Origin of the sequence: Streptomyces sp. NPDC050147 (assembly GCF_040660195.1) — a bacterium.
GTDB lineage: Bacteria > Actinomycetota > Actinomycetes > Streptomycetales > Streptomycetaceae > Streptomyces.
Genome location: NZ_JBFALJ010000003.1, coordinates 14,036 through 37,470, shown reverse-complemented (window position 1 = coordinate 37,470; position 23,435 = coordinate 14,036). Strand labels below are relative to the sequence as shown.

Genomic DNA, 23,435 nt, shown 5'->3' with positions numbered 1-23,435 from the left:
CGGTCCTTTCTCTTTGCATGGGCATGACATAGAGGAGGTTCGGGCGGCCTCGTCTCCGGGCCGCCCTCTTGGCGCGCGGGCGTCAGCCCGCCGCACCGCGCCGTTCGACCGCCAGCGCGGCCGCCGCGACCATCCCGAGCGCGGGAGCCGCCAGCGGCAGGGCGAACCAGGCGGACGCCACGACCACGGCGAAACCGCAGACGATCACCAGTGAGCCGGCGGGATCGCGCAGCGTGCGGCGCACCGCCCCGGCCAGGAGCGCGCGCCACGACGCCCCGGGGCCCCAGGTCGCAGCAGCCCTCAGCCCGGCGACGACCAGGACGAACAGGGCGGTGACCCCGACCGCCCCGACGAACGCGCCGCCGGGCAGACCCGCCCGTACGAACGCGATGTCGGCGAGGAGCAGGGCGAGCGCCGCCCAGCCGGCGAGCCCCACCAGCCAGCCGCGCCGGGCCGCCGCGCGCAGATCGGCGGTGAACTCCCGCCACCCGGAGGTCTCGTGGGCCAGATGCCGGTTCAGGTGCCGGGACCCCGCCGCGAAGGCGGCGGGCAGCGTGACCAGGGGCAGGGCGGCCAGCGCGATCCACACGCCGGTCAGCAGGCATTCCGCGAAGGCGCCGAAGCGGTCCAGGAAGACGGACTTCGTGCGCGCGTGGCCACTCATGGTCAACTCAGCCCTTCAGACCCGACGTGGCCATACCGTCGATCAGGTACCGCTGGAAGGCCAGGAAGAACGCCAGGACGGGCAGCAGTGCCACCATGGACATGGCGATCATGCCGCCGTAGTTGGCCACGCCCTCCTGGTCGACGAACATCTTCAGGCCGAGCGAGACGGTGTACTTCGAGGGGTCGTTGAGATAGATCAGCGGACCCATGAAGTCGTTCCAGGAGTTGATGAAGGTGAAGATCGCGCTGGTGATGAGCGCGGGCCTGCACAGCGGCAGCACGATCGACCAGTAGATCCGCAGGTGCCCGCAGCCATCAAGCCGCGCCGCCTCGTCCAGTTCCTTCGGCAGGTTCCGCATGAACTGCACCATGAGGAAGACGAAGAAGGCGTCGACCGCCAGGTACTTGCCGAGCAGCAGCGGCGTATAGGTGTTGATCAGGCCCATCTTCTGGAACAGCACGTACTGCGGGATCAGGAGCACGTGGTAGGGAAGCAGCAGGGTGCCGATCATCAGCGCGAACAGCAGATTGCGGCCCGCGAACCTGATCCGCGCGAAGGCGTAACCCGCCAGGGAGCAGGAGATCAGCACCCCGACCACCGAACCGAGGGCCAGGTAGAGGGAGTTGGAGAAGAAGGTGGCGATGGAGATGTCGGCGATGCCGTCCGCCAGACCGGCGTAGTTCGCGACGATGGGGTCGGTCGGGAACAGGTCGAGGCTTCCGACGATCTCGTCGTTCGGCTTGAACGAGCCGCCGATGGCCCAGATCACCGGGTACAGGACGACGGCGAGGACCGCCAGGGACCCGAGGTGCCAGGCCAGCGACCCGGCCCCGGTCCCGCGACGACGGCGGGCGGACGGATCGGTGTGAAGACCGCGTACTGCGCTGCTCAACGGGATGCCTCCTCGTAGTGCACCCAGCGCTTCTGGGACCAGAAGAGGACCGCCGTCACCAGCGCCACCGCGAGCAGCAGCATCCAGGCCATGGCCGACGCGAGGCCCATCCGGCTGTTCTCGAAGCCCTGGACGTAGAGATAGCAGGTGTAGACGAGCGAACCGTCCGCCGGGCCACAGGCGTTGCCGCCCGCCCCGCCGCCGACGATGTAGGCCGAGGCGAAGATCTGGAAGGAGTGGATGGTCTCCAGGAGGACGTTGAAGAAGAGGACCGGGGAGATCATCGGCAGCGTGATGTTCCAGAACCGCCGCAAGGTGCCCGCGCCGTCCACCTCCGCCGCCTCGTACAGTTCGCGCGGCACCTGCTTCAGACCGGCCAGGAAGATGACCATCGGTGCGCCGAACTGCCAGACGGTGAGCGCCACCAGGCTGTAGATGATCCACTGCGGGTCACCGGTCCAGCCGCCGACGTCCATGCCGAAGATCGCCCGCTGCGTACGGTCGACGATGGCGTCGTCGGAGAAGATCGCCTTCCAGACGACGGCGATCGAGACGCTGGCCCCGATCAGGGACGGCGCGTAGAACGCGGCCCGGTAGAAGGCCTGGCCGCGCCGCTTCTGGTTGAGCAGCAGCGCCACGCCGAGGGCCGCGGCCAGCTTGAGCGGGGTGCCGACGACGACGTACCAGAGCGTCACCTCCACCGATTTGCGCCAGCGCGGGTCGCCGAACATCTCGGTGAAGTTGTCGAGGCCGATCCACTTGGGGGCGTCGAAGAGGTTGTAGTCGGTGAACGCGAAATACAGCGAGGCGACCATGGGCCCGGCCGTAAGCAGCAGGAAGCCCGCGAGCCACGGTGACATGAAGAGGAACCCGGCGATGTTCTCGCCCCGCCGTCGCCGCTTGAGGCCCTCGGGGAGGCGTTGGCCGCGCGGCGGCCCCGGCTTCTCGGGCGCGCGCGGGGCCACGGGTGTCCGCGGTGACGCCATCGTGCCGCCCATCAGGAACCGAGCGCGGTCTTGCACTCGGTGAAGAACTGCTTCACCGCTTCGTCCACCGACCGCTCCCCCAGAGCCAGTTCCTCGGCGATGCGCAGGAACGCGGCCTCGCACACGTCCGCGCCCGCCGGGTGCGGCGTGATGGCCCCGAGGACACCGGAGTCGACCAGCTGCTCCTCGTACGCGGCGATCTCCTTGTTGACCGAGGCGATCACCTTGTCCTTCTCCTCGGCCGGCCTGTACGCCTCGTACTGCGCGGTCGTGGTGGGCACACCGCGGTCGTACCCCATGATCTTGGCGACCTCGGGGTCGTGCACCATGAAGTCGATGAACTGGGCTACTTCCTTGGGGTGTTGCGTGCGCTTGGAGCCACTGAGCATCAGCGAGCCGAGGTACTGGCCCGTCTTCTTGCCGTCGGTGGTCGGGAGCGGCGCGAGGCCGTACTCGCTCTTGCCCTCGGCGCTGTAGCGGACGGTGAAGTTGTCCCAGGTGAACTCGGACGCGGCGATCTCGGCGGAGACGGCCGACTTGGGCTTGATCTGGGCGACCTTCTTCGGGTCGGCGTAGATCCCCGACTTCACGCCGTCGTACCCCTTGGTCCACCACTCCTTGAGGTCGGCCTCGGTGAAGCCGAGGCCGTCCTCGGTGAAGAAGGCCTTGCCCTGCTGGCGCAGGTAGGGGTCGTAGAGGTACATGACGCCGTAGAGTCCGCTGTCGCCGGCCCTGCCCTGCTTACGGATCTTCTCCATCGCGGTGTGGAAGTCGTCCCAGGTCCAGCCCATCTTCGGCTTGACACCGGCCTTCTCGAAGACCGGCTTGTCGATCACCAGGGCCATGGAGTTGCTGCCCACCGGGACGCCGAGCAGCTTGCCGTCGACCTCGCCGAACTTCTCGAGGCCCGCCCGGAATCCGTCCATGCGCAGGTTCCCCGCCTTGGCCTGCGCGTTCAGATCGAGCAGCACGTTGCGCTTGTCGTACTTGCGCAGGAAGCCGATCGCGTTCTGGAAGACGTCGGGCGGATTGCCGCCGGAAGCTTGGGTGTTGAACTTCTTCCAGAAGTCGAGGTAGGGCTGGAAGTCCGTCTCCACCTTGATCTTCGGGTACTTCTTCTCGAAGAGCTCGATGGTCCGGTTGATCCGCTTGGCGCGGTCGTCGGAGCCCCACCACGCGTACCGGATGGTGACGGTCCCGTTCCCCGACCCGCTTCCGCCGCCGCAGCCCGCCGCGGTCAGTCCGAGTGCCGCCAACGAGCCGCCGGCCAGCTTCAACAGGCCACGCCTGTCAACATCCCTATTTGTCGGCACAGTTCGTCCTCCGTCAGTACGTCAGTCGGCGATTGAATCGTTTTAGGAAAGCGCTTGCCGGGACAAGGTAGGGAGCTGGAGGGTGTGCGTCAACGGTTCGGACGGTAACGGTCGAAGCGCTTCGCACCCGCGGCGTCCAACTCCGATATTTCGAACGAGTTTTCCTGCGCGAAACGTTGACGCGGACGGATCGGCGCCCTAGCTTCATCGCGTCGTACTTCGTACGTCATATATGAGACGCGATACGCGATGACTGCACGACGGCTGTGAGCGATGACCGCACGGCGGCCGCACGACGACTGAGAGCATCGATGAACTTTGCGCCCCACCCCATCCCCTCGCGCACGCAGTACGTGCTCGAGGCGGTCAAGCACCGCATCCTCACCGGGCAGTTGGCGCCCGGCCAGCCCCTCGTCGAGACCGAGCTCGCCGCTCAGTTCGCGGTCTCCAAGACGCCCGTACGGGAAGCGTTGAAGACACTCGCCGGGACCGGTCTCGTCGTCATGAGCCAGTACAAGGGCGCCACCGTGCGCACGGTGGACGCGGCCATGGCGCAGGAGGTCTACGACGTACGCCTGCTGCTCGAACCGGAGGCCCTGCGGCGCACCGTCCGCAGCGGCGCCCTCCTGGAGGAGGCGCGCGACGCCCTGGAGCGGGCGGACTCGGCGGTGGACGCGGCCGAACGCTCGCTGGCCAACCGGGAGTTCCACCGCGCTCTCTACGTCCCGTGCGGCAACCCGCTGCTGTCCCGGATGCTCGACGAGGTGCGCGACCAGGCGGCCCTGGTCTCCGCCGTCGCCTGGGCGACGCTGCCCTCCTGGGAGCGGGAGGCGGCCGAGCACCGGGAGATCCTGCGGCTCGCGCTCGCGGGGGAAGCCGACGCGGCGGCACGCGGACTCCACGACCACATCGCCTCGTTCGTGCGGCGGGCGTTCCCGGAGGGGGAGCTTTCATGACCGGCCCGAACCTCGACTCCCGTTTCGGCGAGCTGCGTTCCGCGCTCGCCGATGTGGTCGCGATCCCGGTGACGCCGTTCGCCGAGGACGGCTCCGTGGCGCGGGACACCTACCGTCTCCTGGTCAGGCGGCTCACCGACGGGGGCGTGCGCACGCTGACCCCGAACGGCAATACCGGCGAGTTCTACGCGCTGAGCCCCGACGAGCGGCGTCTGGTCACCGAGTTGACCATGGAGGAGGCTGGACGCAGCGGCTCCATCGTCCTCGTGGGCGTCGGCCATGACCTGCCGACCGCGGTCGCCGCGGCCCGCCACGCGCGGGACGTCGGCGCCCACATGGTGATGATCCACCAGCCGGTGCATCCGTACGTGTCCCAGGACGGCTGGGTCGACTACCACCGTGCCGTCGCCGACGCCGTGCCGGAACTCGGTGTCGTTCCGTACATCCGCAACGCGCGCCTCACCGGGCAACGCCTCGCGGACCTGGGCGAGTTGTGCCCCAATGTGATCGGCGCCAAGTACGCGACGCCGGACGCCGCCGCCTTCGCCGCGTTCGCCCGGGACGCGGGGCTCGACCGTTTCGTGTGGGTGGCGGGACTGGCCGAGCTGTACGCGCCCGCCTACTGGGCCGTCGGCGCCACCGGCTTCACCTCGGGCCTGGTCAACGTGGCCCCCGAGGTGTCGCTGAGCATGCTCCAAGCCCTGCGGTCGGGTGACTATCCCGCGGCCATGGACGTCTGGGAGCGGATCCGCCGCTTCGAGGAACTGCGCGCCGCCGACCAGTCCGCGGACAACGTCACCGTCGTCAAGGAAGCCCTGGCCGCGCTCGGACTGTGCCGTCGCGAGGTACGCCCGCCGAGCCGGGTGCTGCCCGACGAGCGGCGCGACGAGGTAGCGGCGCTGGTGAAGGCGTGGGCGATATGAACCCCGACGAACTGCGCAGCCACCAGTGGTACGGCACGGACGGCCTGCGGTCCTTCAGCCACCGGGCACGCACCCGGCAGCTCGGGTATCTGCCCGAGGAGCACCTGGGCAAGCCCGTCATCGCGGTCCTCAACACCTGGTCCGACATCAACCCCTGCCACGTCCACCTGCGCGATCGCGCCCAGGCGGTCAAGCGCGGGGTGTGGCAGGCGGGCGGTTTCCCCCTGGAGTTCCCCGTCTCCACGCTCTCGGAGACGTTCCAGAAGCCGACCCCGATGCTCTACCGCAACCTCCTCGCCATGGAGACCGAGGAGCTGCTCAGGTCGTATCCGGTGGACGGCGCCGTACTGCTGGGCGGCTGCGACAAGACGACGCCCGCCCTGCTCATGGGCGCCGCCAGCGCCGACCTGCCGACCGTGTTCGTACCGGCCGGACCCATGCTTCCGGGACACTGGCGCAACGAGGTCCTCGGCTCGGGCACCGACATGTGGAAGTACTGGGACGACAAGCGCGCCGGCCTCATCGGTGACTGTGAACTGGCCGAGCTGGAGAACGGGTTGGCCCGCTCTCCCGGCCACTGCATGACCATGGGCACCGCCTCCACGCTGACCGCCGCGGCCGAGGCCCTGGGCGTGACGATGCCCGGTGCCTCCTCCATCCCCGCGGTGGACTCCGGGCACGACCGGATGGCGGCCGCGTCCGGGCTGCGGATCGTCGAACTCGTCCGCCAGGACCTGAAGCTGTCGAAGCTGCTCACCGCGGAGGCGTACGAGGACGCGGTCGCCACCGTCCTCGCGCTCGGCGGCTCCACCAACGCCGTGATCCACCTGATCGCGATGGCCGGACGCAGCGGCGTACGGCTCACGCTTGACGACTTCGACCGGATCGCGCGGACCGTGCCGGTGCTCGCCAACCTGCGCCCCGGCGGGCAGTACCTCATGGAGGACTTCCACTTCGCGGGCGGACTCCCGGCCTTCCTGGCCCAGTTGACCGACGTGCTCCACCTGGACCGGCCCACTGTCGCCCACGACAGCCTGCGCGAGCAGCTCGCGGGCGCCACCGTGCACAACCCCGAGGTCATCCGGCCCCGCACGAAGCCCCTGGCCGACGAGGGCGGAGTGGCGGTCCTGCGCGGCAACCTCTGCCCGGACGGCGCCGTCATCAAGCACATCGCCGCCGAGCCGCAGCTGTTGCGCCACACCGGCCCCGCGGTCGTCTTCGACGACTACCGGCAGATGCAGCGCACCATCAACGACCCGGAGCTCGGCATCACCGCCGACCACGTCCTCGTGCTGCGCGGCTCGGGCCCGCGGGGCGGCCCCGGGATGCCCGAGTACGGCATGCTGCCGATCCCCGACCACCTGCTCAAGCAGGGGGTGCGCGACATGGTGCGCATCTCCGACGCGCGGATGAGCGGTACGTCGTACGGCACGTGCGTGCTGCACATCGCGCCCGAGTCGCATGTGGGCGGGCCGCTCGCCCTGGTCCGTACGGGGGATCTGATCACCCTGGACGTGGAGCAGCGCTCCCTCCATCTCGACGTCGACGAGGAGGAGTTGGCGCGGCGCAGGGCCGCGTGGACGCCGCCGCCCACCCGCTTCGGACGCGGTTACGGCGCGCTCTACGACGAGCAGATCACCCAGGCCGACACCGGCTGCGACTTCGCCTTCCTGGCCCGCGACGGCGAGGTCCCCGACCCTTACGTGGGCTGAGCTCCCGCCGCTCCACCTTTGTACGTGATTTCGAACGACGTCTGCGAAGCGCTTCATCTCGCGGACTGTGAAGCAGACCCTGAGAACGGAGAAGCAGACATGGCCTCAGCTGTGGCGAAAGCGCCACCGCAGCCGCCGCCCCGCCGCCGCGCGACGGGTGTGCACCGGCGCCGCACGGGGGCGACCCCCCGCCGGCTCCCGTATCTGCTGATCGCACCGGCCGGCCTTCTGATGCTGGGCTTCATCGCCTACCCGGTCATCAGCGTCTTCTACTACAGCCTCCAGCACTACAACCCCACCAAGCCCTGGCGGAACGGCTTCGCGGGCTTCGACAACTTCGTCACCGCGTTCACCGACGACCCGCAGTTCTGGCAGACGCTCGGCTTCAGCCTCCAGTGGGTGGCCGTCGAGGTCGTCCTGCAGCTGCTCCTCGGCCTCGCGCTCGCGCTGCTCGTCAACCAGACCTTCATCGGACGGGCGATGGCCCGCGCCCTGGTCTTCTCACCGTGGGCCGTCTCCGGAGTGCTCACCTCGACCATCTGGCTGCTGATCTTCAACTCCCAGACGGGCATCAGCCGTTACCTCGCCGACATGGGCATCGGTTCGTACGGAACGTCCTGGCTCTCGGACACCAGCACCGTCTTCCCCGCCGTCGTCATCGCCGAACTCTGGCGCGGCGTGCCCTTCTTCGCGATCCTCATCCTCGCCGACCTGCAGTCCGTCTCGAAGGATCTGTACGAGGCGGCCGAGGTGGACGGCGCTAGCCGCTTCCGGCAGTTCTTCCACATCACGCTGCCGCACCTGAAGGACGCGATCATCCTCTCTACGCTCCTTCGCGCGGTCTGGGAGTTCAACAACGTCGACCTGCTCTACACCCTCACCGGCGGCGGACCCGCGGGCGAGACGACGACCCTGCCGCTGCGCATCGCGTCCATCGCCGTCGACTCGCACGACTTCGGCTACGCCTCCGCGCTGACCTCCATCGCGTTCGTGATCCTCCTCTTCTGCTCGATGGTCTATCTGCGGATCAGCAAGTTCGGGAGGCAGGAGAAGTGAGCACCACTCAGCAAGCCGACAGGGACACCGACATGGTGGAGACCATCGCGTCCGCCAAGGCCACCGACCGCCGACCGCGCGCGCCCAAGCGGCGCGCCTGGGACGAGGCACCCCGCTGGCAGATCTACCTGCCGCTCGGCATCTACCTCCTCTTCACGCTCATCCCCTTCTACTGGATGCTGCTCTTCGCGGTCCGGCCCGCGGGCTCGACCTCGCTGCTGCCGTGGCCGCTGACGTTCGAACACTTCGACAAGGTGTGGACGGAGCGCAGCTTCGGGCTCTTCTTCCAGAACAGCCTGATCGTGGGCGCCCTGTCGATGCTGATGACGACGCTCGTCGCCCTCGCCGGCGGGTACGCCCTCGCCCGCTTCGACTTCAAGATCAAGCACGGCTTCATGCTGGCGCTGCTCTGCTCGCAGTTCATCCCGGGCGCACTGATGCTGGTGCCGCTCTTCCAGATCTTCGCCAACCTCCAGATGATCAACTCGCTCGGCAGCGTCATCATCGCCGAGACCGTCTTCCAGCTGCCGCTGTCGATGATCCTGATCAGCGGGTTCATCAAGAACGTGCCGTACTCACTTGAGGAGGCCGCCTGGGTCGACGGCTGCGGGCGCTTCCGCGCCTTCTGCGCCGTCGTGCTGCCGCTGCTGCGGCCCGGTCTGATCGCGGTCGGCTCCTTCGCCTTCGTGCACAGCTGGAACCACTTCCTGTTCGCCCTGATGTTCCTCTCCAACCAGGACAAGCAGACGATCCCGGTCGGCCTCGCCACCCTGATGGGCGCCGACAGCGTCGATCTCGGCGCGCTCGCCGCGGGAGGCGTCATCGCGGCCCTGCCCGTCGTCATCATCTTCGCCTTCATCCAGAAGTGGCTGGTCACGGGGTTCAGCGCGGGGGCGGTGAAGGGATGAGCCGACTGCCATCGCCCGCGCGGCGCAGCCGCCGCACCCTTCAGCTGGTCGCCGCCCTCACCTTGCTGGCCGGTCTCGCCGTACCCTCCGCGCAGGCGCGCACCGAACCGGCCCGCGACATCAGCCGCGACACCCTGGCCGCCGGCGACGGCTGGGCGGCCACCGCAGGCGGCACCACCGGGGGCGCGGCCGCGGACGACGACCACGTCTTCACCGTGACCGACCGGGCCGGGCTCGTCCGCGCCCTGGACGGCGGCAGCGCGACCCCGAAGATCATCAAGATCGCCGGGAGCATCGACGCCAACACCGCTGACGACGGCCGCCGCCTGGACTGCGCCGACTACGCCACCGACGGCTACCGCGTCGACCGGTACCTCGCCGCCTACGACCCGCGCACCTGGGGCGCCGCCAAGCCCGCGGGACCCCAGGAGGAGGCCCGCAAGGCGTCGGCCGCCCGCCAGGCCGAACGCGTCGAACTGAAGGTCGGCCCGAACACCACGATCGTCGGTCTGGGCCGCAGCGCCGTACTGGAGGGCGGCAGCCTCCAGGTCGAGAACGCGGACAACGTCATCATCCGCAACCTCGAACTGCGCGACGCCTACGACTGTTTTCCGCTCTGGCAGCCCAACACCGGCGGTCTCGGCGACTGGAAGACGGCGTACGACAACCTCTGGCTGCGCGGCGCCACCCATGTGTGGATCGACCACGTCACGGCCTCCGACGGCGACCGTCCCGACGTGAAGGAGCCCACCCATTTTGGGCGCAACTACCTGCGCCACGACGGTCTCCTCGACATCACCAACGCCTCCGACCTGATCACCGTCTCCTGGAGCCGGTTCGCCGACCACGACAAGGCGATGCTCATCGGCAACGGTGACACGGCCACCGGCGACCGGGGCAAGCTGCGCGTCACCCTGCACCACAACGAGTTCGAGTCCGTCGTGCAGCGCGCCCCCCGGGTCCGCTTCGGGCAGGTCCACCTCTACAACAACCGCTACGTCGTGCCCGACGACGTTCACGACTACCGCTACTCGATCGGTGTCTCCACCGAGTCCGCCGTCTACGCCGAGAACAACGCCTTCACCACTCCGGGCCACGTCGAGGCCGCCGACCTGGTCAAGAGCTGGAACGGCAGCGCGCTGCACGCGAAGGGCTCGCTGTTCAACGGCTATCCCGTCGACCTGCTCGCGATCAACAACGCGTACAACTCCGGCAGCGAGCGCGACCTGACCGCCGACGTCGGCTGGGTGCCCACCTCGCACGGCCGCGTGGACAGCGCCGAGCGGGCCGACCACGACGTCAGGCGCGGCGCCGGCGCCGGGAGAATCCGATGAGCCCCGGCACGGCGCGGACAGCGACCCGCGGCCCGCTGCCGCTGGTCCTCGCCGGTGCGCGCGGCCACGGCAGATGGCACCTGGAGAACATCCGGCGCCTCCAACAGGCGGGGCGCGTACGTCTCGTGGGGATCTGTGAGCTCGCACCGCTGACCGGCGCCGAACTCGACGGGCTCGGCGAACCCGCGCAGTCGGCGGACTTCGCAGGACTCCTCGACGCCACCGGAGCGGCCGTCGCCGTCATCTGCACGCCCATCCCCACCCACGCCGACCTGGCCGTGGCCGCCGCCGCGCGAGGCGTGCACCTGCTCCTGGAGAAGCCGCCCGCCCCTTCGTACGCCGCGTTCCGGCGGATCACCGACGCGGTGGCCGCCGGTGGCGTGGCCTGCCAGGTCGGGTTCCAGTCGCTCGGCTCGCACGCCGTGCCCGCCATCCGCGCCCTGGTCGCCGAAGGCGCGGTCGGGGAGCCGACGGGCGTCGGCGCGGCGGGCGCCTGGGCCCGTGACGAGGCGTACTACCGGCGCGCGCCCTGGGCGGGACGGCGCCGCCTCGACGGCGTGGACGTCGTGGACGGGGTCCTGACCAACCCCCTCGCCCACGCCGTCGCCACCGCCCTGGCGGTGGACGGGTCCACGCGGGCCGAGGACATCACCCGGGTGGACACGGAGCTGTTCCGCGCCAACGCCATCGAGTCGGACGACACCTCGTTCGTCGGGATCACCACCGCGCGCGGCGGCCGCGTCGGTGTCGCCGCGACCCTCTGCGCCGAGCGTCCCGACGAGCCGTACGTCATCGTCCACGGCACCCGGGGCCGCATCACGTTCTGGTACAAGCAGGACCGGGTGCTCGTGCAGCGCGCCGGGCACGGGCCCGAGGAGGTCCTTCACGGGCGGACGGACCTCCTCGAAAACCTCGTCGGCCATCTCGCGGGCGACGCCGAACTGCTGGTTCCGCCGGCGTCGACAGGCGCCTTCATGAAGGTGGTCGAGGCGGTCCGCACGGCGCCCGATCCGCTCCCCCTGCCGGCCGAGGCCTGGCGCGGCGTGCCCGGCGAGCGCGAAGGCGTGCGGCGCCGGGTCGTGCACGGCATCGACGGGCTCGTCACGGCGAGCGCCGACACGCTGTGCGGCTACGCGGAGCTCGGCGCGTTCTGGGCGCTGCCCGGCACGCCGGGCCCCGCCCTCTCCACCGCTCACTCCCCTACCGCCGAGACCCCACCGAGGTGAGTACGCCATGAACAGAACCGCGACCGACACCGCGCTCATGCTGCGCTGCTCGGGCCGCCCCGTCGGCCGCTACGTCATCCATCCCTCGGCCGAACCGCGGCTGGCGCCCCGCCCCTATCTCCACCCCGTCCGCACCTTCGGCGGTCTGACCGTCACCGAGTACGGGCCGGCCGACCACCCGCACCACCTCGGCGTGGGCGTCGCCGTGCCCGACGCGGCGGGCCGCAACTTCTGGGGCGGGCGCACCTACGTACGCGACCAGGGCCCGACCGAGCTCGACAACCACGGTGAGCAGCGCCACCTGGAGTTCAAGCTGCGCGACCCCGACGGGTTCGTCGAGGAGATCGGCTGGCTCGACGGGGAGTGCGAGCTGCTGCGCGAGCGGCGCACCGTCGCCGTCACGCCCCTCACCACGTCGGCCTGGGCCCTCGACTTCACGTTCTCCCTCACCAACCCGGCCGCCAGGGAGATCTCGATCGGCAGCCCCGCCACCAACGGCCGCCCCGGCGCCGCCTACGGAGGCTTCTTCTGGCGCGCCCCCAAGGAGACACGGCCCCCCGAGGTGTTCACCGCGGACACCGACGGCGAGGCCGCCGTCCACGGCGCCACGGCCGACTGGGTGGCCCTCTCCGGCCAGGGCTGGACGCTCGTCTTCGCCGGGGCGACGCCCGAGACGCGGCGCGACCCGTGGTTCGTGCGCACCGCGGAATATCCGGGCATCGGCTCCTCGCTGGCGCACACGCGGCGCCTGCCGATCGGCCCCGGCGAGACCGTCGTACGCCGGGTCATCACCGTCGTCTCCGACGGCCGTCCGAGCCGTGGCGAGGCCGCTGGACTCGTCCGCAAGGCGGTGACCGCGTGAGCGCGCCTCTCCCCGGCCGCACAGGTGACCTCGGTGACGGGACCTACCGCAATCCCGTCCTCGCCGCCGACTGGTCCGACCCCGACGTCGTCCGGGTCGGCGACGACTTCTACCTCACCGCGTCCAGCTTCGGGCGCGCCCCGGGGCTGCCGCTCCTGCACTCCCGCGACCTGGTGAACTGGACCCTGGTCGGGCACGCCCTCGAGCGTCTCGAGCCCGCGGAGTCGTTCGCCTCGCCACGGCACGACTGCGGGGTGTGGGCGCCGTCGATCAGGCACCACGAGGGGCGGTTCTGGATCTTCTGGGGCGACCCGGACCACGGCATCTTTCAGGTCAACTCCCGCGACATCCGAGGGCCTTGGAGTACGCCGCACCTCGTCAAGGCGGGCAAGGGGCTCATCGACGCCTGCCCGCTGTGGGACGAGGAGCGCGGCGAGGCGTATCTGGTGCACGCCTGGGCCAAGTCGCGCTCCGGCGTCAAGAACCGGCTCACCGGTCATCGCATGAGCCCGGACGGCCGTGAACTGCTCGACGAGGGCCGGGTGTTGGTCGACGCCGACCGGCTCCCCGGCTGGTTCACGCTGGAGGGGCCCAAGGTGTACCGCCACGACGGCTGGTTCTGGATCCTCGCCCCCGCCGGCGGAGTGGAGACCGGCTGGCAGGGCGCCTTCCGTTCACGCGCCTTCCACGGCCCCTACGAGGAGCGGATCGTCCTGGAGCAGGGTGACACCGGCGTCAACGGCCCCCACCAGGGCGGCTGGGTGCGCACCCCGTCCGGCGACGACTGGTTCCTGCACTTCCAGCAGCGCGGCGCGTACGGCAGGGTCGTCCACCTCCAGCCGCTGCGCTGGGGCGCGGACGGCTGGCCGGTGATCGGGGACGACGGCGCCCCCGTCGCCGTACACAAGAAGCCCGACCTGCCCGCGCAGCCCCTGTCCGCGCCCGCCACCGACGACGACTTCCCCGGCGGGCGCCACGGCCGCCAGTGGCAGTGGTCCGCCAACCCCCGGGAAGGGTGGGCGACGTCGCACGGCTCGGACGGTCTGCGGCTGACCTGCGTCCGGTCCACGGAAGCCCACGACCTGCGCCGCCTGCCGCACGTCCTGACCCAGCGGCTGCCGCTCGCGCCGTGTGCGGTCGACGTCGGGCTTCGGCTCGACAGCACCGCGGCCGAGGCCAGGGCCGGGCTCGCCGTACTCGGCGACGCCTTCAACTGGATCGGCCTCGAACGCGGCGATGACGGCACGGTCCGCCTCGTCCACCGGTTCGCGGAGTCGGTCGCGGAACGCGAGCGTGACGCCGAGTACCCGCGTCCCGCCCCCGACGGCACCGCACGGCTTCGGATCGACATCGCGGCGGGCGCCCGCTGCCGCTTCTCGGCCGACACCGGCGACGGCTTCCGCCCCTCGGGCCAGGTCTTCGCCGCGACGCCATGGCGATGGGTGGGCGCACTCCTCGGCCTGTTCGCCACGGCTCCCGCGGGGCCGAACGGAGCCGGGACGGCCCTGTTCACGCACTTCCGGATCACCACCCACTGAATCCGGACCTCCCCTGAACCCCACATCACCTCGCACCACCCGTAATCCGACGAAGAGAGCCGACATGAACCTCACCATCCGCCGAAACAGCGGAAACGGAAACAGAACCCGTCGCGCGGTGGCCGCGGTCGCCTTCACCGCCGCGCTCGCCCTGACCGCCACCGCCTGCGGCGACGACGGCAGCGGGGCCGGCGGGGACAAGGGCGACGAGGGCTCCGGCAAGGGCGAGATCACCTTCTGGGACAACAACGGCGGTGTCCGCACCGACGTCTGGAAGGAGATCATCAAGGACTTCGAGGCGAAGAACCCGGACATCAACGTCAAGTACGTGCCGATTCCCGCCGAGAGCGTCCAGTCCAAGTACGACACGGCCATCCAGGGCGGCGGCCTGCCCGACGTCGGCGGCGTCGGTGCCGCGATGCTCGCCGGGATCTCGGCGCAGGACGCCCTGGAGCCGCTGGACAACCGGCTGAGCGAGAGCTCCCTGGAGGGCAAGCTGAACCCGGGCATGATCGACAGCGTCCGGGCGGCGGGCGGCGGCAACCGGCTCTTCACGGTGCCGACGTCCGCGAGCAACGGCGTGCTGTACTACCGCACCGACCTGTTCAAGGCCGCCGGGCTCGACGCCCCCACCACCTGGGGCAAGTTCTACGAGGCGGCCGAGAAGCTCACCGACAAGGACGCGAACAAGTTCGGGTACACCATTCGCGGCGGCGAGGGTTCCATCGCGCAGGCGCTCGACGCGGCGTACGGCCAGTCCGGCATCGGATCGTTCTGGGACGGCGAGAAGACCACGGTCAACGACCCCAAGAACGTGGCGGCGCTGAAGAAGTACGTCGCGCTCTACAAGAACAACACGCCCGCCGCCGACGTCAACAACGACTTCAAGAAGATGAACGCCCAGTGGGACACGGGCCAGATCGGCATGCTCAGCCACAACCTCGGCTCCTACACCGACCACGTGAAGGCGCTCGGTGAGGGCAAGTTCCGCGGTCTGCCCAACCCGACGACGGACGCGGGCGTCCGCGTCCAGGTCTCCAACCCGGTCGACGGGCTCGGCCTGTTCAAGTCCAGCAAGAAGAAGGCGGCGGCCTGGAAGTTCATCGAGTTCGCCGCGTCGCACGAGTCCAACAGCAAGTGGAACAAGTCGGCGGGCGCCATCCCCGCCAACATCGCGGCCTCCAAGGACGCCTGGGTGAACGCGGCCGAGCCCACCAAGCTGGCCGCCGCCGCTCTCAACGACGGATCCCTGAAGGTCGTGCAGCTGCCCTACTACCTGCCCGACTGGAACACCATCAGCAAGGCCGACAACGAGCCGAACTACCAGAAGGTCCTGCTCGGCAAGATGTCCGCGAAGGACTTCCTCGACACCCTCGCCGAGCAGCTCAACAAGGCTCAGGCCGAGTGGAACGAACAGAACAAGTGACAGCGCGCCCCGCGCACGGCGTCGGCCGACGCCGTGCGGTCGCGGCCCTCGCGAGCCTTCCGCTCGCGGCGGCCGCTGCGCCGGCGGCGTTCGCCCGCCCGGCAGGCACCACGCCCACGCTCTACATCGCCGGAGATTCCACCGCCGCACAGAAGTACACGGACGCGGCGCCCGAGACCGGCTGGGGCATGGCTCTTCCCTTCTTCCTGCGCGCACGCCTGAAGGTCGCCAACCACGCGATGAACGGCCGGAGTTCGAAGAGCTTCGTCGACGAGGGCCGCCTCGCCGTGATCCTTCAGGCGCTCAGACCCGGCGACCGCCTCCTGGTCCAGTTCGCGCACAACGACGAGAAGAGCGCCGACCCGACGCGCTACACCGAGCCCTGGTCGACGTACCAGGACTACTTGAAGCAGTACGTCGACGGGGCGAGGTCCCGTGGCGCGCGACCGGTGCTCGTGACCGCCGTGGAGCGCAGGAAGTTCGACGCGGACGGCGTCGCGCTGCCCACCCACGGCGAGTATCCGGCGGCGATGCGCGCGCTCGCCGAGGCCGAGGGCGTGCCGCTGCTCGACGTCCAGGCGCTCTCCATCGACCTGTGGCACAAGCTCGGCGTCGAGGCGACCAAGGCGTACTTCAACTGGACCGCCACCGAGCAGGACAACACGCACTTCAATCCGCCGGGCGCGATCGAAGTGGCACGTCTGGTGGCGGCCGAGCTGCTGCGCCGCGGGGTGCTCGCGCCGCGGGACGTGCGACGGCTCGACGGCGCGATACCCCCATCCTGGATCACCTGGCCGGAAGGACCATGACGATGAGGACGACGAGCATGGCTGTACGCAGATCCCTCGCCACACTGGCGGGGTGCACCGCCCTGGTGATGGCGGTCACGGCCGCCCCGGCCTCGGCGGCGGGCGGCGCACGCGACGTGCTGCCGCCCCGCGACGGGTGGGCGTCCGCCGACGGCGGGACCACCGGCGGCGCCGGGGCCGATGCCGCCCACACCTACACGGTCACCACCTGGGAGGAGCTGCGGGCCGCGCTGGCGGAGGACGCTGGCGCTCCCCGGTTCATCAAGGTCAAGGGCACGCTGAACGCGACGGCCGCGGGCTGCGCCGCGTTCGAGGCCGACGGCTACGACTTCGACCGCTATCTCGCCGACTACGACCCCGCCGTATGGGGACGTGACACGCCCGTGAGCGGCGTGCAGGAGGACCTGCGGGCGGCGTCGGCGACACGGCAGGCCGCGGCGATCAAGGCGTACGTCCCCGCCGACACGACCATCGTGGGCATCGGCCGGAACGCCGGGATCGTCGGCGGCAGCCTGCAGATCCAGGGCGTGGACAACGTCGTCGTCCGCGACCTCACCCTGGAGAGCCCGCTGGACTGCTTCCCGCAGTGGGACCCCACCGATGGGGACAGGGGGGCCTGGAACTCCGAGTACGACAGCATGGTCGTGCACGGCTCGACGCACGTGTGGGTGGACCACAACACGTTCACCGACGGCGAGCACCCCGACAGTTCCCTGCCTTCCTACTACGGCGAGATCTACCAGCAGCACGACGGCGAGCTGGACATCGTACGCGGCGCGGACCTGGTCACCGCCTCCTGGAACGTCTTCGCCGACCACGACAAGACCCTGATGATCGGCAACAGCGACAGTGCGGGCGCCACCGACCGCGGCAAGCTGCGGGTCACCCTGCACCACAACGTCTTCAGGGACATCGTCGAGCGTGCGCCGCGCGTCCGCTTCGGGCAGGTCGACGTCTACAACAACCACTACGTGGTCCCCGCGGGCGGCTATCAGTACTCGTTCGGCATCGGTCAGGAATCCCGGCTGGTCGCCCAGAAGAACGCGTTCACGCTCCCGCGCGGCGTCAGCGCCGCGAAGATCCTCAAGAAGTGGAAGGAGGCACCGGTCACCGCTGACGCCAACTACGTCAACGGCAAGCGCGTCGATCTCATCGCCGTGCACAACGCGGAGATGCCGCAGGAGACCCTCCAGTCGGGTGCGGGCTGGACGCCGGACCTCCGGACGCGGGTGGACGACCCGCGCAGACTGCCGGGCCTGCTCGCGCGGCACGCGGGCGCGGGCAAGCGCCACTGAGCCGCCCTCCCCCGATCACCTTCCTTTCCGATCCGCACGGCGAAGGAGCAGCCATGCCCCCGCACCACTCCCCCGTTGCCCGCCAACTCCCCGTCAGCAGACGTGCGTTGCTCACCGCAGGGGCGGGTGCCGGGGCCGCTCTCGCCCTCGGCCGGACGCCGTTCGCCCATGCCGCCGAGCGCCGTCCCACCCGCCGGACGCTGTATGTCGATCCGGCGGGCGGTGGCGACCACACCACCGTGCAGGCCGCGGTGAACGCCGCTTTTGGCCCCGGGTGGACGCTGGTCCTCGCCCCGGGCACGTACCGCGAGACGGTGAGCGTGCCCGAGACGAGCACCGGGCTCACGCTCATCGGCGCGAGCGGCGACCCGCGCGACACGGTCATCGTGTACGACAACGCGGCGGGCACCCCGAAGCCCGACGGGTCCGGCACCTACGGCACCAGCGGCTCGGCCACCACGACCGTGCGCGCGGCGGATTTCACCGCTCACGCCCTCACGTTCGCCAACGATTGGCTGCGCGCCGACCACCCGGACTACACCGGGACGCAGGCCGTCGCCCTCAAGGTGACGGGCGATCGCTCGGCGTTCTTCCGCTGCCGGTTCCTGGGCCACCAGGACACCCTCTACGCCGACACGGTGGATCTGAGCGCCTTCGCCCGTCAGTACTTCCGCGGCTGTTACGTGGAGGGCGACGTCGACTTCGTCTTCGGCCGGGCCACCGCCGTCTTCGAGCACTGCCGCTTCCACACCCTCACCCGCAGCGACCTGGCCGCGGCGCCGTACGGCTTCGTCTTCGCGCCGTCCACCGCCGTCGCCAACCCGCGCGGATATCTGGTCACCCGCAGCCGGGTGACGAGCGGCGCCCCGGACGCGTACTTCAAGCTGGCCCGCCCGTGGGTCCCCAGCTCCGACACGACGGCCCGCCCCATGCTGACGGTGCGCGACACCCACCTGGGGCCCGGCATCGACGCGGTGGCCCCGTACGCGAACATGCGCGACGCCCATCCCTGGCAGGCCCAGCGGTTCGCCGAGTACCGCAACACGGGCCCGGGCGCGGACGTCGCAGTCCCGGAGAACCGCCCCCAACTCGCCCGCGCCCAGGCCAGGTTCGCGACGCGTTCCGCCTACCTGAGGGACTGGACGCCGACCCGCGGGGGCCGCTGAGCGATGTTCCAGAAGTCGGCGTAACAGCCGCCTCGGCTCAGCAGTTCATCGTGAGTGCCCTGCTCCACGATCCGGCCGCCGTCCAGGAACACGACGTGATCGGCGCGCCGGACGGTCCGCATGCGGTGGGCGACCATCACGACCGTCCGGTTCGCCATCAGACGCTCGATGCCCTCGTGGACGGCGGCCTCGTTCGCCGGGTCGAGTGCGGAGGTCACCTCGTCGAGCAGCACGATGGGCGCGTCCTTCAAGAGCGCCCGTGCGATCGAGACGCGCTGGCGTTCGCCGCCCGACAGTCTTGCGCCGCCCTCACCGACATGGGCGGCCCACCCGCCGGGCAGCCGCTCGATCACCTCGTCCAGGTGTGCGGCGGTGGCCGCCGCACGGACCTCGGCCTCGTCGGCGTCGGGCCGGCCGACGCGGATGTTCTCCTCGATGGTGCCGTCGAAGAGGTACACGTCCTGAAAGACGACGGCGATCCGCGCCATGAGCACCTCCGTGTCGATGGAGCGTACGTCCACGCCTCCCACGCGGACCGCGCCCGCGTCCACGTCGTGGAACCGGGCGAGCAGTTGCAGCAGGGTGCTCTTGCCCGCGCCCGAGGGTCCGACGACGGCGATCCGTCTTCCCTGCGGCACGGACAGCGACACGTCGTCGAAGACCGTGCGTTCCCCTCGGCGGAAGGTGACGGAAGCGAACTCCAGGTCATGGCGGGTCGGTTGGACCGGTTCGGCGGGCTCCGGCAGTGGCTCGGTGCGCAGGACCGCGTCGAGTTTCGCCAGCACGGAGCGCGCGCCGCGGAGCCTGCCTCCGATGTCCGACAGGGACAGGAGCGGATCGGCGCAGCGCGCCGCGAGCACCAGGAGCGTGAGGATCTGCACTACACCGGTGTCGCCGTCGAGCGCGAGGTAGGCGCCCAGGACGAGCAGCCCGGTGAACATCGCCTGCACCGTGAGCGTCAGGGCCACCGCGCCGGGCAACGCCGACAGCGTGGAGCGGCGCGAGGCCCGCTCGACGTCCCGGAGCGAGTCGTCGAGCAGCCGGAAGCGTTCGGCCGTGCGGCCACCGGTCCGCAGCACCGGCTGGGCCTGGAGGTACTCGATGACCCGCGCGGTGGACTCCTCGTCGCGCACGGCCCGCTCCGCGTCGCCTGCCGCCGTCGACCGTGCCGTCCAGAGCTGGATCGCGGCCACGATCGGTACGGCGGCCAGCGCGGCAAGACCCATCTGCCAGTTGAAGGCCAGCATCACGGCGACGATCGTCAGCGGCGTCACGCTCGCGGAGATGAACGGTGCGAGCAGATGCGCGATCACGCTCATCGCCTGCAGGACCCCGCGGCCCGCCAGGACGGACACCTCCCCGAGGCGGCCCGCTTCGTACCAGCCGATGGGCAGTCGGGCGAGGTGATCGCCGAGCCGGTGGTACATGCCGCGCAACATCGTGGTCCCGACCTGGAAACCTGACAGGTCGCTGAGGTAGCGCAGGACCGCGTAGAGCGCGATCGCGGCGCCGAACGCGGTCAGCCAGGGCCAGGCGTCCTCGGGAGCACTGCCGAAGAGGGCGCGCAACACCGGCACGAGCAGCACGTAGGACAGGCCCTCGGCCATCGCGGTCGCGGTCATCAGGGCCACGGTGCGTCGCACGGGCCGGGCGTACTCGCGTCCCAGGACGCGCAGGAGCAGGCGGATCATCGGGGCTCGTCTCCTTGCGCCACGCCACTGCGGGCTTCGGCCTCATCGGCGGGGTTCGGTCGGTGGGATGGCCGGAACGCGGCGAAGCGGCCGCCGCGTGCGAGCAGTTCGGCGGGGCTCCCGCGCTCGACGACCGCCCCGTTGTCCAGCATCACCACGGTGTCGGCGTCCGTGATGGTCTCCGGGCGGTGGGCGATGACCAGGATGGTCCGCTCGCCCTTCAGGGTCGCCAGGGCTTCGCGCACCGCCAGTTCGGTCTGCGGGTCGGCGAAGGCGGTCGCCTCGTCGAGCACCAGGACGGGCGTGTCGGCGAGGAGGGCGCGGGCGAGCGAGATCCGCTGTGTCTCGCCGCCCGAGAGCCCGGCGTCCTCCCCGATCACCGACTCGTATCCGCGAGGCATTTCGAGGATCCGGTCGTGGATGTCGGCGAGACGGGCGGCGCGGACCACGTCCTCGCGGTCGGCGTGCGGCACGGCGAGCGCGATGTTGTCCGCGACCGAGGTACGCAGCAGGGAGACGTCCTGGAAGACGAAGGAGACAAGGCGGTAGAGCTCCTGGCTGCCGAGTTCGCGCAGATCGACGCCGCCGATGGCGACCGACCCGTGCGTGGGGTCGAAGAACCGCGGCAACAGCCGCACCAGCGTGGACTTTCCGCTTCCCGACGGCCCGACGAGCGCGGTGACCGTCCCCGGCTCGAGGACCAGGTCGATCCCGCGCAACACCTCGTGACCGGCCTCGTACCCGAAGCGGAGGTCGCGCAGTTCCACCCGGTGCCCCTGTGGGGCGACGGGGCGTGCGGGCTCCGGCAGTGGCCGTACGTCCAGCACGTCCCGGATGCGGCCGACCGCGCGCCGGGCGGCCTGCGTCTCGTCGAAGCCGTGGCCGAGCGCCGCCACCGGGGCGGTCAGGCCGAGGCCGAGCAGCAGGAAGGGCAGCAGGTCGGCGGGGGCCAGGCCGCCCCCGGTGATGCGGACAGCGCCGCCGGTCACCACGACGAGCAGGACGAACGGCGGTGAGAGCACCAGCTGCATGGCCGCGGCGATCCGGGAGATGCCGTGCACCCAGCGGTTGAACGTCCCCACGAAGTCGTCGGTGGCGTCGAGGAACTTGCGGTGGGCGCGTCCGGCCCCTCCGAACGCCTTGACCACCGCGATGCCCTGCACGAACTCGACGACAGAGCTGGAGATCCGCCCCATGGCCGCGTCGAAATCCTCCTGTTCGCGCAGCCGGGTCGGCGTCATCATCAGCGGAACCAGCGCCACCGCGAGCACCACGGGTATCAGGGTGATCAGGGTCAGCCGCCAGTCGACGGTGAACAGGTAGATCAGCGACACCAACGGCACCACGAACGCGGAGACGAGCTCGCCGGGAGTGTGGGCGATGAACGGGTGGACGGCGCCGACGTCCTCCCCCACCACCTTGGCCAGTTCGCCGGTACGGCGCCGGGAGAACCAGCCGATCGGCACGCGGCCGAGGTGCGCGGCCAGTTGCCGCCGGAACGACAATTGCACCTGGCCGTCCACGATATGGCCGATCCCGGACGACGCGGCCGTGAACAGCAACCGGACGAACAAGCCGGCCGCGCCCGCGCCGACGACGCTCCAGACATGGCCGTGGTCGATGAGGGCCGGCCCCAGCAGGGTCCGGCCCAGCTCGACGACCGCCAACAGTGGCGCAAGGCCCGCGACGGCGCCGATGACCTGCAAAATCACCACGGCGGCGAAACTTCGGGCGTGCGGGCGCAGCAGCCCGGTCATGCCGCTCATCGTTCCCCCGCCTCTGCCGGCGGAGCGGAGCCCTGGTAACTCCCCGTTCTTCTCGCTCTGTTCGTCATCACGGCCCCCGTTTCTCGGCACTGCTCCCCGACTTTCCGAACGCGTTCCGAAAGTAGCATCGAGGGTGCCCTCTGTCGACCTCGAAAGGGAGTGGGCCCTGCACCGGCCGCACGGCGTGGGGCGGCGGGACGGCATGATGGGGCCATGCCCGCATCGCCCCGCTCTCCCGCACCACAGGGCCGCACCGGCCGGCCGCCCGTGACGTCCCGTGCACAGATCCTGACGGCGGCCCGCGGGCTGATCGACCGGGACGGCTGGGAGAAGCTGACCATCCGCGGGCTCGCCGCCGAGCTCGGCATCGGCGCGACGACCCTGTACCACCACATCCGGAGCAAGGACGATCTCCTGCTCCTGCTGCTCAATCACCACGTCGCCCAGGTCGAACGCCCCCGCCTGCCCAGCGACCCGAGGGAGCGCATCGTCGTGGCCACCACCGCGCTGCACAACGCGCTCGCGGCCTGGCCATGGGCCGCGGAAGTCCTGTCGGCCGACGGTTTCGTCGGCCTCCTTGACGAGTCGGCGATGTGGATGGTCGAAGCCATCGTGGCCGGAGCCGACGACCACGGATGCACACCCGAGCAGAGCGTCGACATCTTCCGCAGCCTCTGGTACTACACCGTCGGCGAGGTGCTCGTCCGCGCCCACTCCGCCCGCCGGCACGCCGCCGGCCGGCCCTTCGCCTACCGCGACGACCTGGACCCGTCCCAGGTGCCCCACCTGGCCGCCATCGGCGTCCGATGGGCCGCGCTTGCGGCACGGGACATCTACCCCCAGGGACTTCGCACGTTCGTCGACGGGCTGCTCGCCCAGGCCACGTCGGCCACACCCTCATGACCGGGG

The 23,435-nt window shown here is 70.5% G+C and carries 20 protein-coding genes; 14 read left to right on the top strand and 6 right to left on the bottom strand.

Translation table 11 applies throughout. The features are described from left to right. Positions 1–82: 82 nt before the first annotated feature. From AB0I94_RS06735 to AB0I94_RS06720, 4 genes are all read right to left on the bottom strand, one after another. Entirely contained in the window at positions 83–664 is a 582-nt protein-coding gene (locus tag AB0I94_RS06735) for a hypothetical protein (protein ID WP_363308354.1), read from the bottom strand. Positions 665–671: 7 nt separating this feature from the next. After that, complete coding sequence (locus AB0I94_RS06730; RefSeq protein ID WP_363308708.1) at positions 672–1,487, bottom strand: carbohydrate ABC transporter permease; 816 nt, start codon at positions 1,485–1,487, stop codon at positions 672–674. 68 nt (positions 1,488–1,555) lie between these two features. After that, on the bottom strand, positions 1,556–2,581 hold the full coding sequence (locus AB0I94_RS06725) for a sugar ABC transporter permease (RefSeq protein ID WP_363308353.1): 1,026 nt from the start codon (positions 2,579–2,581) through the stop codon (positions 1,556–1,558). Further along, positions 2,557–3,858 carry an extracellular solute-binding protein gene (locus AB0I94_RS06720; protein ID WP_363308352.1) on the bottom strand — a complete coding sequence of 434 codons (1,302 nt, stop codon included), beginning with the start codon at positions 3,856–3,858 and terminating at the stop codon, positions 2,557–2,559. The genes AB0I94_RS06725 and AB0I94_RS06720 overlap by 25 nt, the downstream gene beginning before the upstream one ends. Positions 3,859–4,169: 311 nt before the next feature. On the opposite strand from AB0I94_RS06720, the gene AB0I94_RS06715 reads away from it, so the two are divergent. The 13 genes from AB0I94_RS06715 (at position 4,170) to AB0I94_RS06655 (ending at position 19,069) form a co-directional block, all read left to right on the top strand. Then, entirely contained in the window at positions 4,170–4,814 is a 645-nt protein-coding gene (locus AB0I94_RS06715) for a GntR family transcriptional regulator (RefSeq protein ID WP_363308351.1), read from the top strand. Further along, a complete protein-coding gene (locus tag AB0I94_RS06710) occupies positions 4,811–5,737 on the top strand; it encodes a dihydrodipicolinate synthase family protein (protein ID WP_363308350.1) in 927 nt (308 codons plus the stop codon). Before AB0I94_RS06715 ends, AB0I94_RS06710 begins: the two co-directional genes overlap by 4 nt. Continuing rightward, entirely contained in the window at positions 5,734–7,449 is a 1,716-nt protein-coding gene (gene araD / locus AB0I94_RS06705) for an L-arabinonate dehydratase (protein ID WP_363308349.1), read from the top strand. Before AB0I94_RS06710 ends, araD begins: the two co-directional genes overlap by 4 nt. Before the next feature lie 99 nt (positions 7,450–7,548). After that, entirely contained in the window at positions 7,549–8,505 is a 957-nt protein-coding gene (locus AB0I94_RS06700; protein ID WP_363308348.1) for a sugar ABC transporter permease, read from the top strand. A gap of 32 nt (positions 8,506–8,537) precedes the next feature. Further along, positions 8,538–9,413: a carbohydrate ABC transporter permease gene (locus AB0I94_RS06695; protein WP_363308707.1), complete on the top strand. Its 876-nt coding sequence runs from the start codon at positions 8,538–8,540 to the stop codon at positions 9,411–9,413. Then, entirely contained in the window at positions 9,410–10,747 is a 1,338-nt protein-coding gene (locus AB0I94_RS06690) for a pectate lyase (RefSeq protein WP_363308347.1), read from the top strand. The genes AB0I94_RS06695 and AB0I94_RS06690 overlap by 4 nt, the downstream gene beginning before the upstream one ends. Continuing rightward, entirely contained in the window at positions 10,744–11,973 is a 1,230-nt protein-coding gene (locus AB0I94_RS06685; RefSeq protein WP_363308346.1) for a Gfo/Idh/MocA family oxidoreductase, read from the top strand. The genes AB0I94_RS06690 and AB0I94_RS06685 overlap by 4 nt, the downstream gene beginning before the upstream one ends. A 7-nt stretch (positions 11,974–11,980) precedes the next feature. Next, positions 11,981–12,835, top strand: a complete 855-nt coding sequence (locus AB0I94_RS06680) for a PmoA family protein (protein ID WP_363308345.1) — start codon at positions 11,981–11,983, stop codon at positions 12,833–12,835. Further along, positions 12,832–14,373: a family 43 glycosylhydrolase gene (locus tag AB0I94_RS06675; protein WP_363308344.1), complete on the top strand. Its 1,542-nt coding sequence runs from the start codon at positions 12,832–12,834 to the stop codon at positions 14,371–14,373. The genes AB0I94_RS06680 and AB0I94_RS06675 overlap by 4 nt, the downstream gene beginning before the upstream one ends. A gap of 64 nt (positions 14,374–14,437) precedes the next feature. Further along, positions 14,438–15,799: a sugar ABC transporter substrate-binding protein gene (locus tag AB0I94_RS06670; RefSeq protein ID WP_363308343.1), complete on the top strand. Its 1,362-nt coding sequence runs from the start codon at positions 14,438–14,440 to the stop codon at positions 15,797–15,799. Beyond that, positions 15,796–16,608, top strand: coding sequence for a rhamnogalacturonan acetylesterase (locus AB0I94_RS06665; RefSeq protein WP_363308342.1), 813 nt, complete (start codon positions 15,796–15,798; stop codon positions 16,606–16,608). The genes AB0I94_RS06670 and AB0I94_RS06665 overlap by 4 nt, the downstream gene beginning before the upstream one ends. 17 nt (positions 16,609–16,625) lie before the next feature. Beyond that, a complete protein-coding gene (locus tag AB0I94_RS06660) occupies positions 16,626–17,903 on the top strand; it encodes a polysaccharide lyase family 1 protein (RefSeq protein WP_363308341.1) in 1,278 nt (425 codons plus the stop codon). Between the two features lie 53 nt (positions 17,904–17,956). Continuing rightward, positions 17,957–19,069 carry a pectinesterase family protein gene (locus tag AB0I94_RS06655; protein ID WP_363308340.1) on the top strand — a complete coding sequence of 371 codons (1,113 nt, stop codon included), beginning with the start codon at positions 17,957–17,959 and terminating at the stop codon, positions 19,067–19,069. On the opposite strand, the gene AB0I94_RS06650 is transcribed toward AB0I94_RS06655, so the two are convergent. Both AB0I94_RS06650 and AB0I94_RS06645 read right to left on the bottom strand, forming a co-directional pair. Beyond that, positions 19,030–20,760 carry an ABC transporter ATP-binding protein gene (locus tag AB0I94_RS06650; RefSeq protein ID WP_363308339.1) on the bottom strand — a complete coding sequence of 577 codons (1,731 nt, stop codon included), beginning with the start codon at positions 20,758–20,760 and terminating at the stop codon, positions 19,030–19,032. The two genes, AB0I94_RS06655 and AB0I94_RS06650, sit on opposite strands and share 40 nt — an antisense overlap. Next, positions 20,757–22,517: an ABC transporter ATP-binding protein gene (locus tag AB0I94_RS06645; protein ID WP_363308706.1), complete on the bottom strand. Its 1,761-nt coding sequence runs from the start codon at positions 22,515–22,517 to the stop codon at positions 20,757–20,759. The genes AB0I94_RS06650 and AB0I94_RS06645 overlap by 4 nt, the downstream gene beginning before the upstream one ends. A 222-nt stretch (positions 22,518–22,739) precedes the next feature. On the opposite strand from AB0I94_RS06645, the gene AB0I94_RS06640 reads away from it, so the two are divergent. After that, positions 22,740–23,429, top strand: coding sequence for a TetR/AcrR family transcriptional regulator (locus tag AB0I94_RS06640; RefSeq protein WP_363308338.1), 690 nt, complete (start codon positions 22,740–22,742; stop codon positions 23,427–23,429). Positions 23,430–23,435 lie beyond the last annotated feature (6 nt).

Bases quoted from the DNA above. Each gene is read 5' to 3' on its own strand.
- AB0I94_RS06655 (WP_363308340.1), top strand. From the start codon at position 17,957: ATGCCCCCGCACCACTCCCCCGTTGCCCGCCAACTCCCCGTCAGCAGA.
- AB0I94_RS06645 (WP_363308706.1), bottom strand. From the start codon at position 22,517: ATGACCGGGCTGCTGCGCCCGCACGCCCGAAGTTTCGCCGCCGTGGTG.
- AB0I94_RS06710 (WP_363308350.1), top strand. From the start codon at position 4,811: ATGACCGGCCCGAACCTCGACTCCCGTTTCGGCGAGCTGCGTTCCGCG.
- AB0I94_RS06640 (WP_363308338.1), top strand. From the start codon at position 22,740: ATGCCCGCATCGCCCCGCTCTCCCGCACCACAGGGCCGCACCGGCCGG.
- AB0I94_RS06680 (WP_363308345.1), top strand. From the start codon at position 11,981: ATGAACAGAACCGCGACCGACACCGCGCTCATGCTGCGCTGCTCGGGC.
- AB0I94_RS06735 (WP_363308354.1), bottom strand. From the start codon at position 664: ATGAGTGGCCACGCGCGCACGAAGTCCGTCTTCCTGGACCGCTTCGGC.
- AB0I94_RS06670 (WP_363308343.1), top strand. From the start codon at position 14,438: ATGAACCTCACCATCCGCCGAAACAGCGGAAACGGAAACAGAACCCGT.
- AB0I94_RS06695 (WP_363308707.1), top strand. From the start codon at position 8,538: ATGGTGGAGACCATCGCGTCCGCCAAGGCCACCGACCGCCGACCGCGC.
- AB0I94_RS06650 (WP_363308339.1), bottom strand. From the start codon at position 20,760: ATGATCCGCCTGCTCCTGCGCGTCCTGGGACGCGAGTACGCCCGGCCC.
- AB0I94_RS06690 (WP_363308347.1), top strand. From the start codon at position 9,410: ATGAGCCGACTGCCATCGCCCGCGCGGCGCAGCCGCCGCACCCTTCAG.
- araD (WP_363308349.1), top strand. From the start codon at position 5,734: ATGAACCCCGACGAACTGCGCAGCCACCAGTGGTACGGCACGGACGGC.
- AB0I94_RS06685 (WP_363308346.1), top strand. From the start codon at position 10,744: ATGAGCCCCGGCACGGCGCGGACAGCGACCCGCGGCCCGCTGCCGCTG.
- AB0I94_RS06715 (WP_363308351.1), top strand. From the start codon at position 4,170: ATGAACTTTGCGCCCCACCCCATCCCCTCGCGCACGCAGTACGTGCTC.
- AB0I94_RS06660 (WP_363308341.1), top strand. From the start codon at position 16,626: ATGGCTGTACGCAGATCCCTCGCCACACTGGCGGGGTGCACCGCCCTG.
- AB0I94_RS06700 (WP_363308348.1), top strand. From the start codon at position 7,549: ATGGCCTCAGCTGTGGCGAAAGCGCCACCGCAGCCGCCGCCCCGCCGC.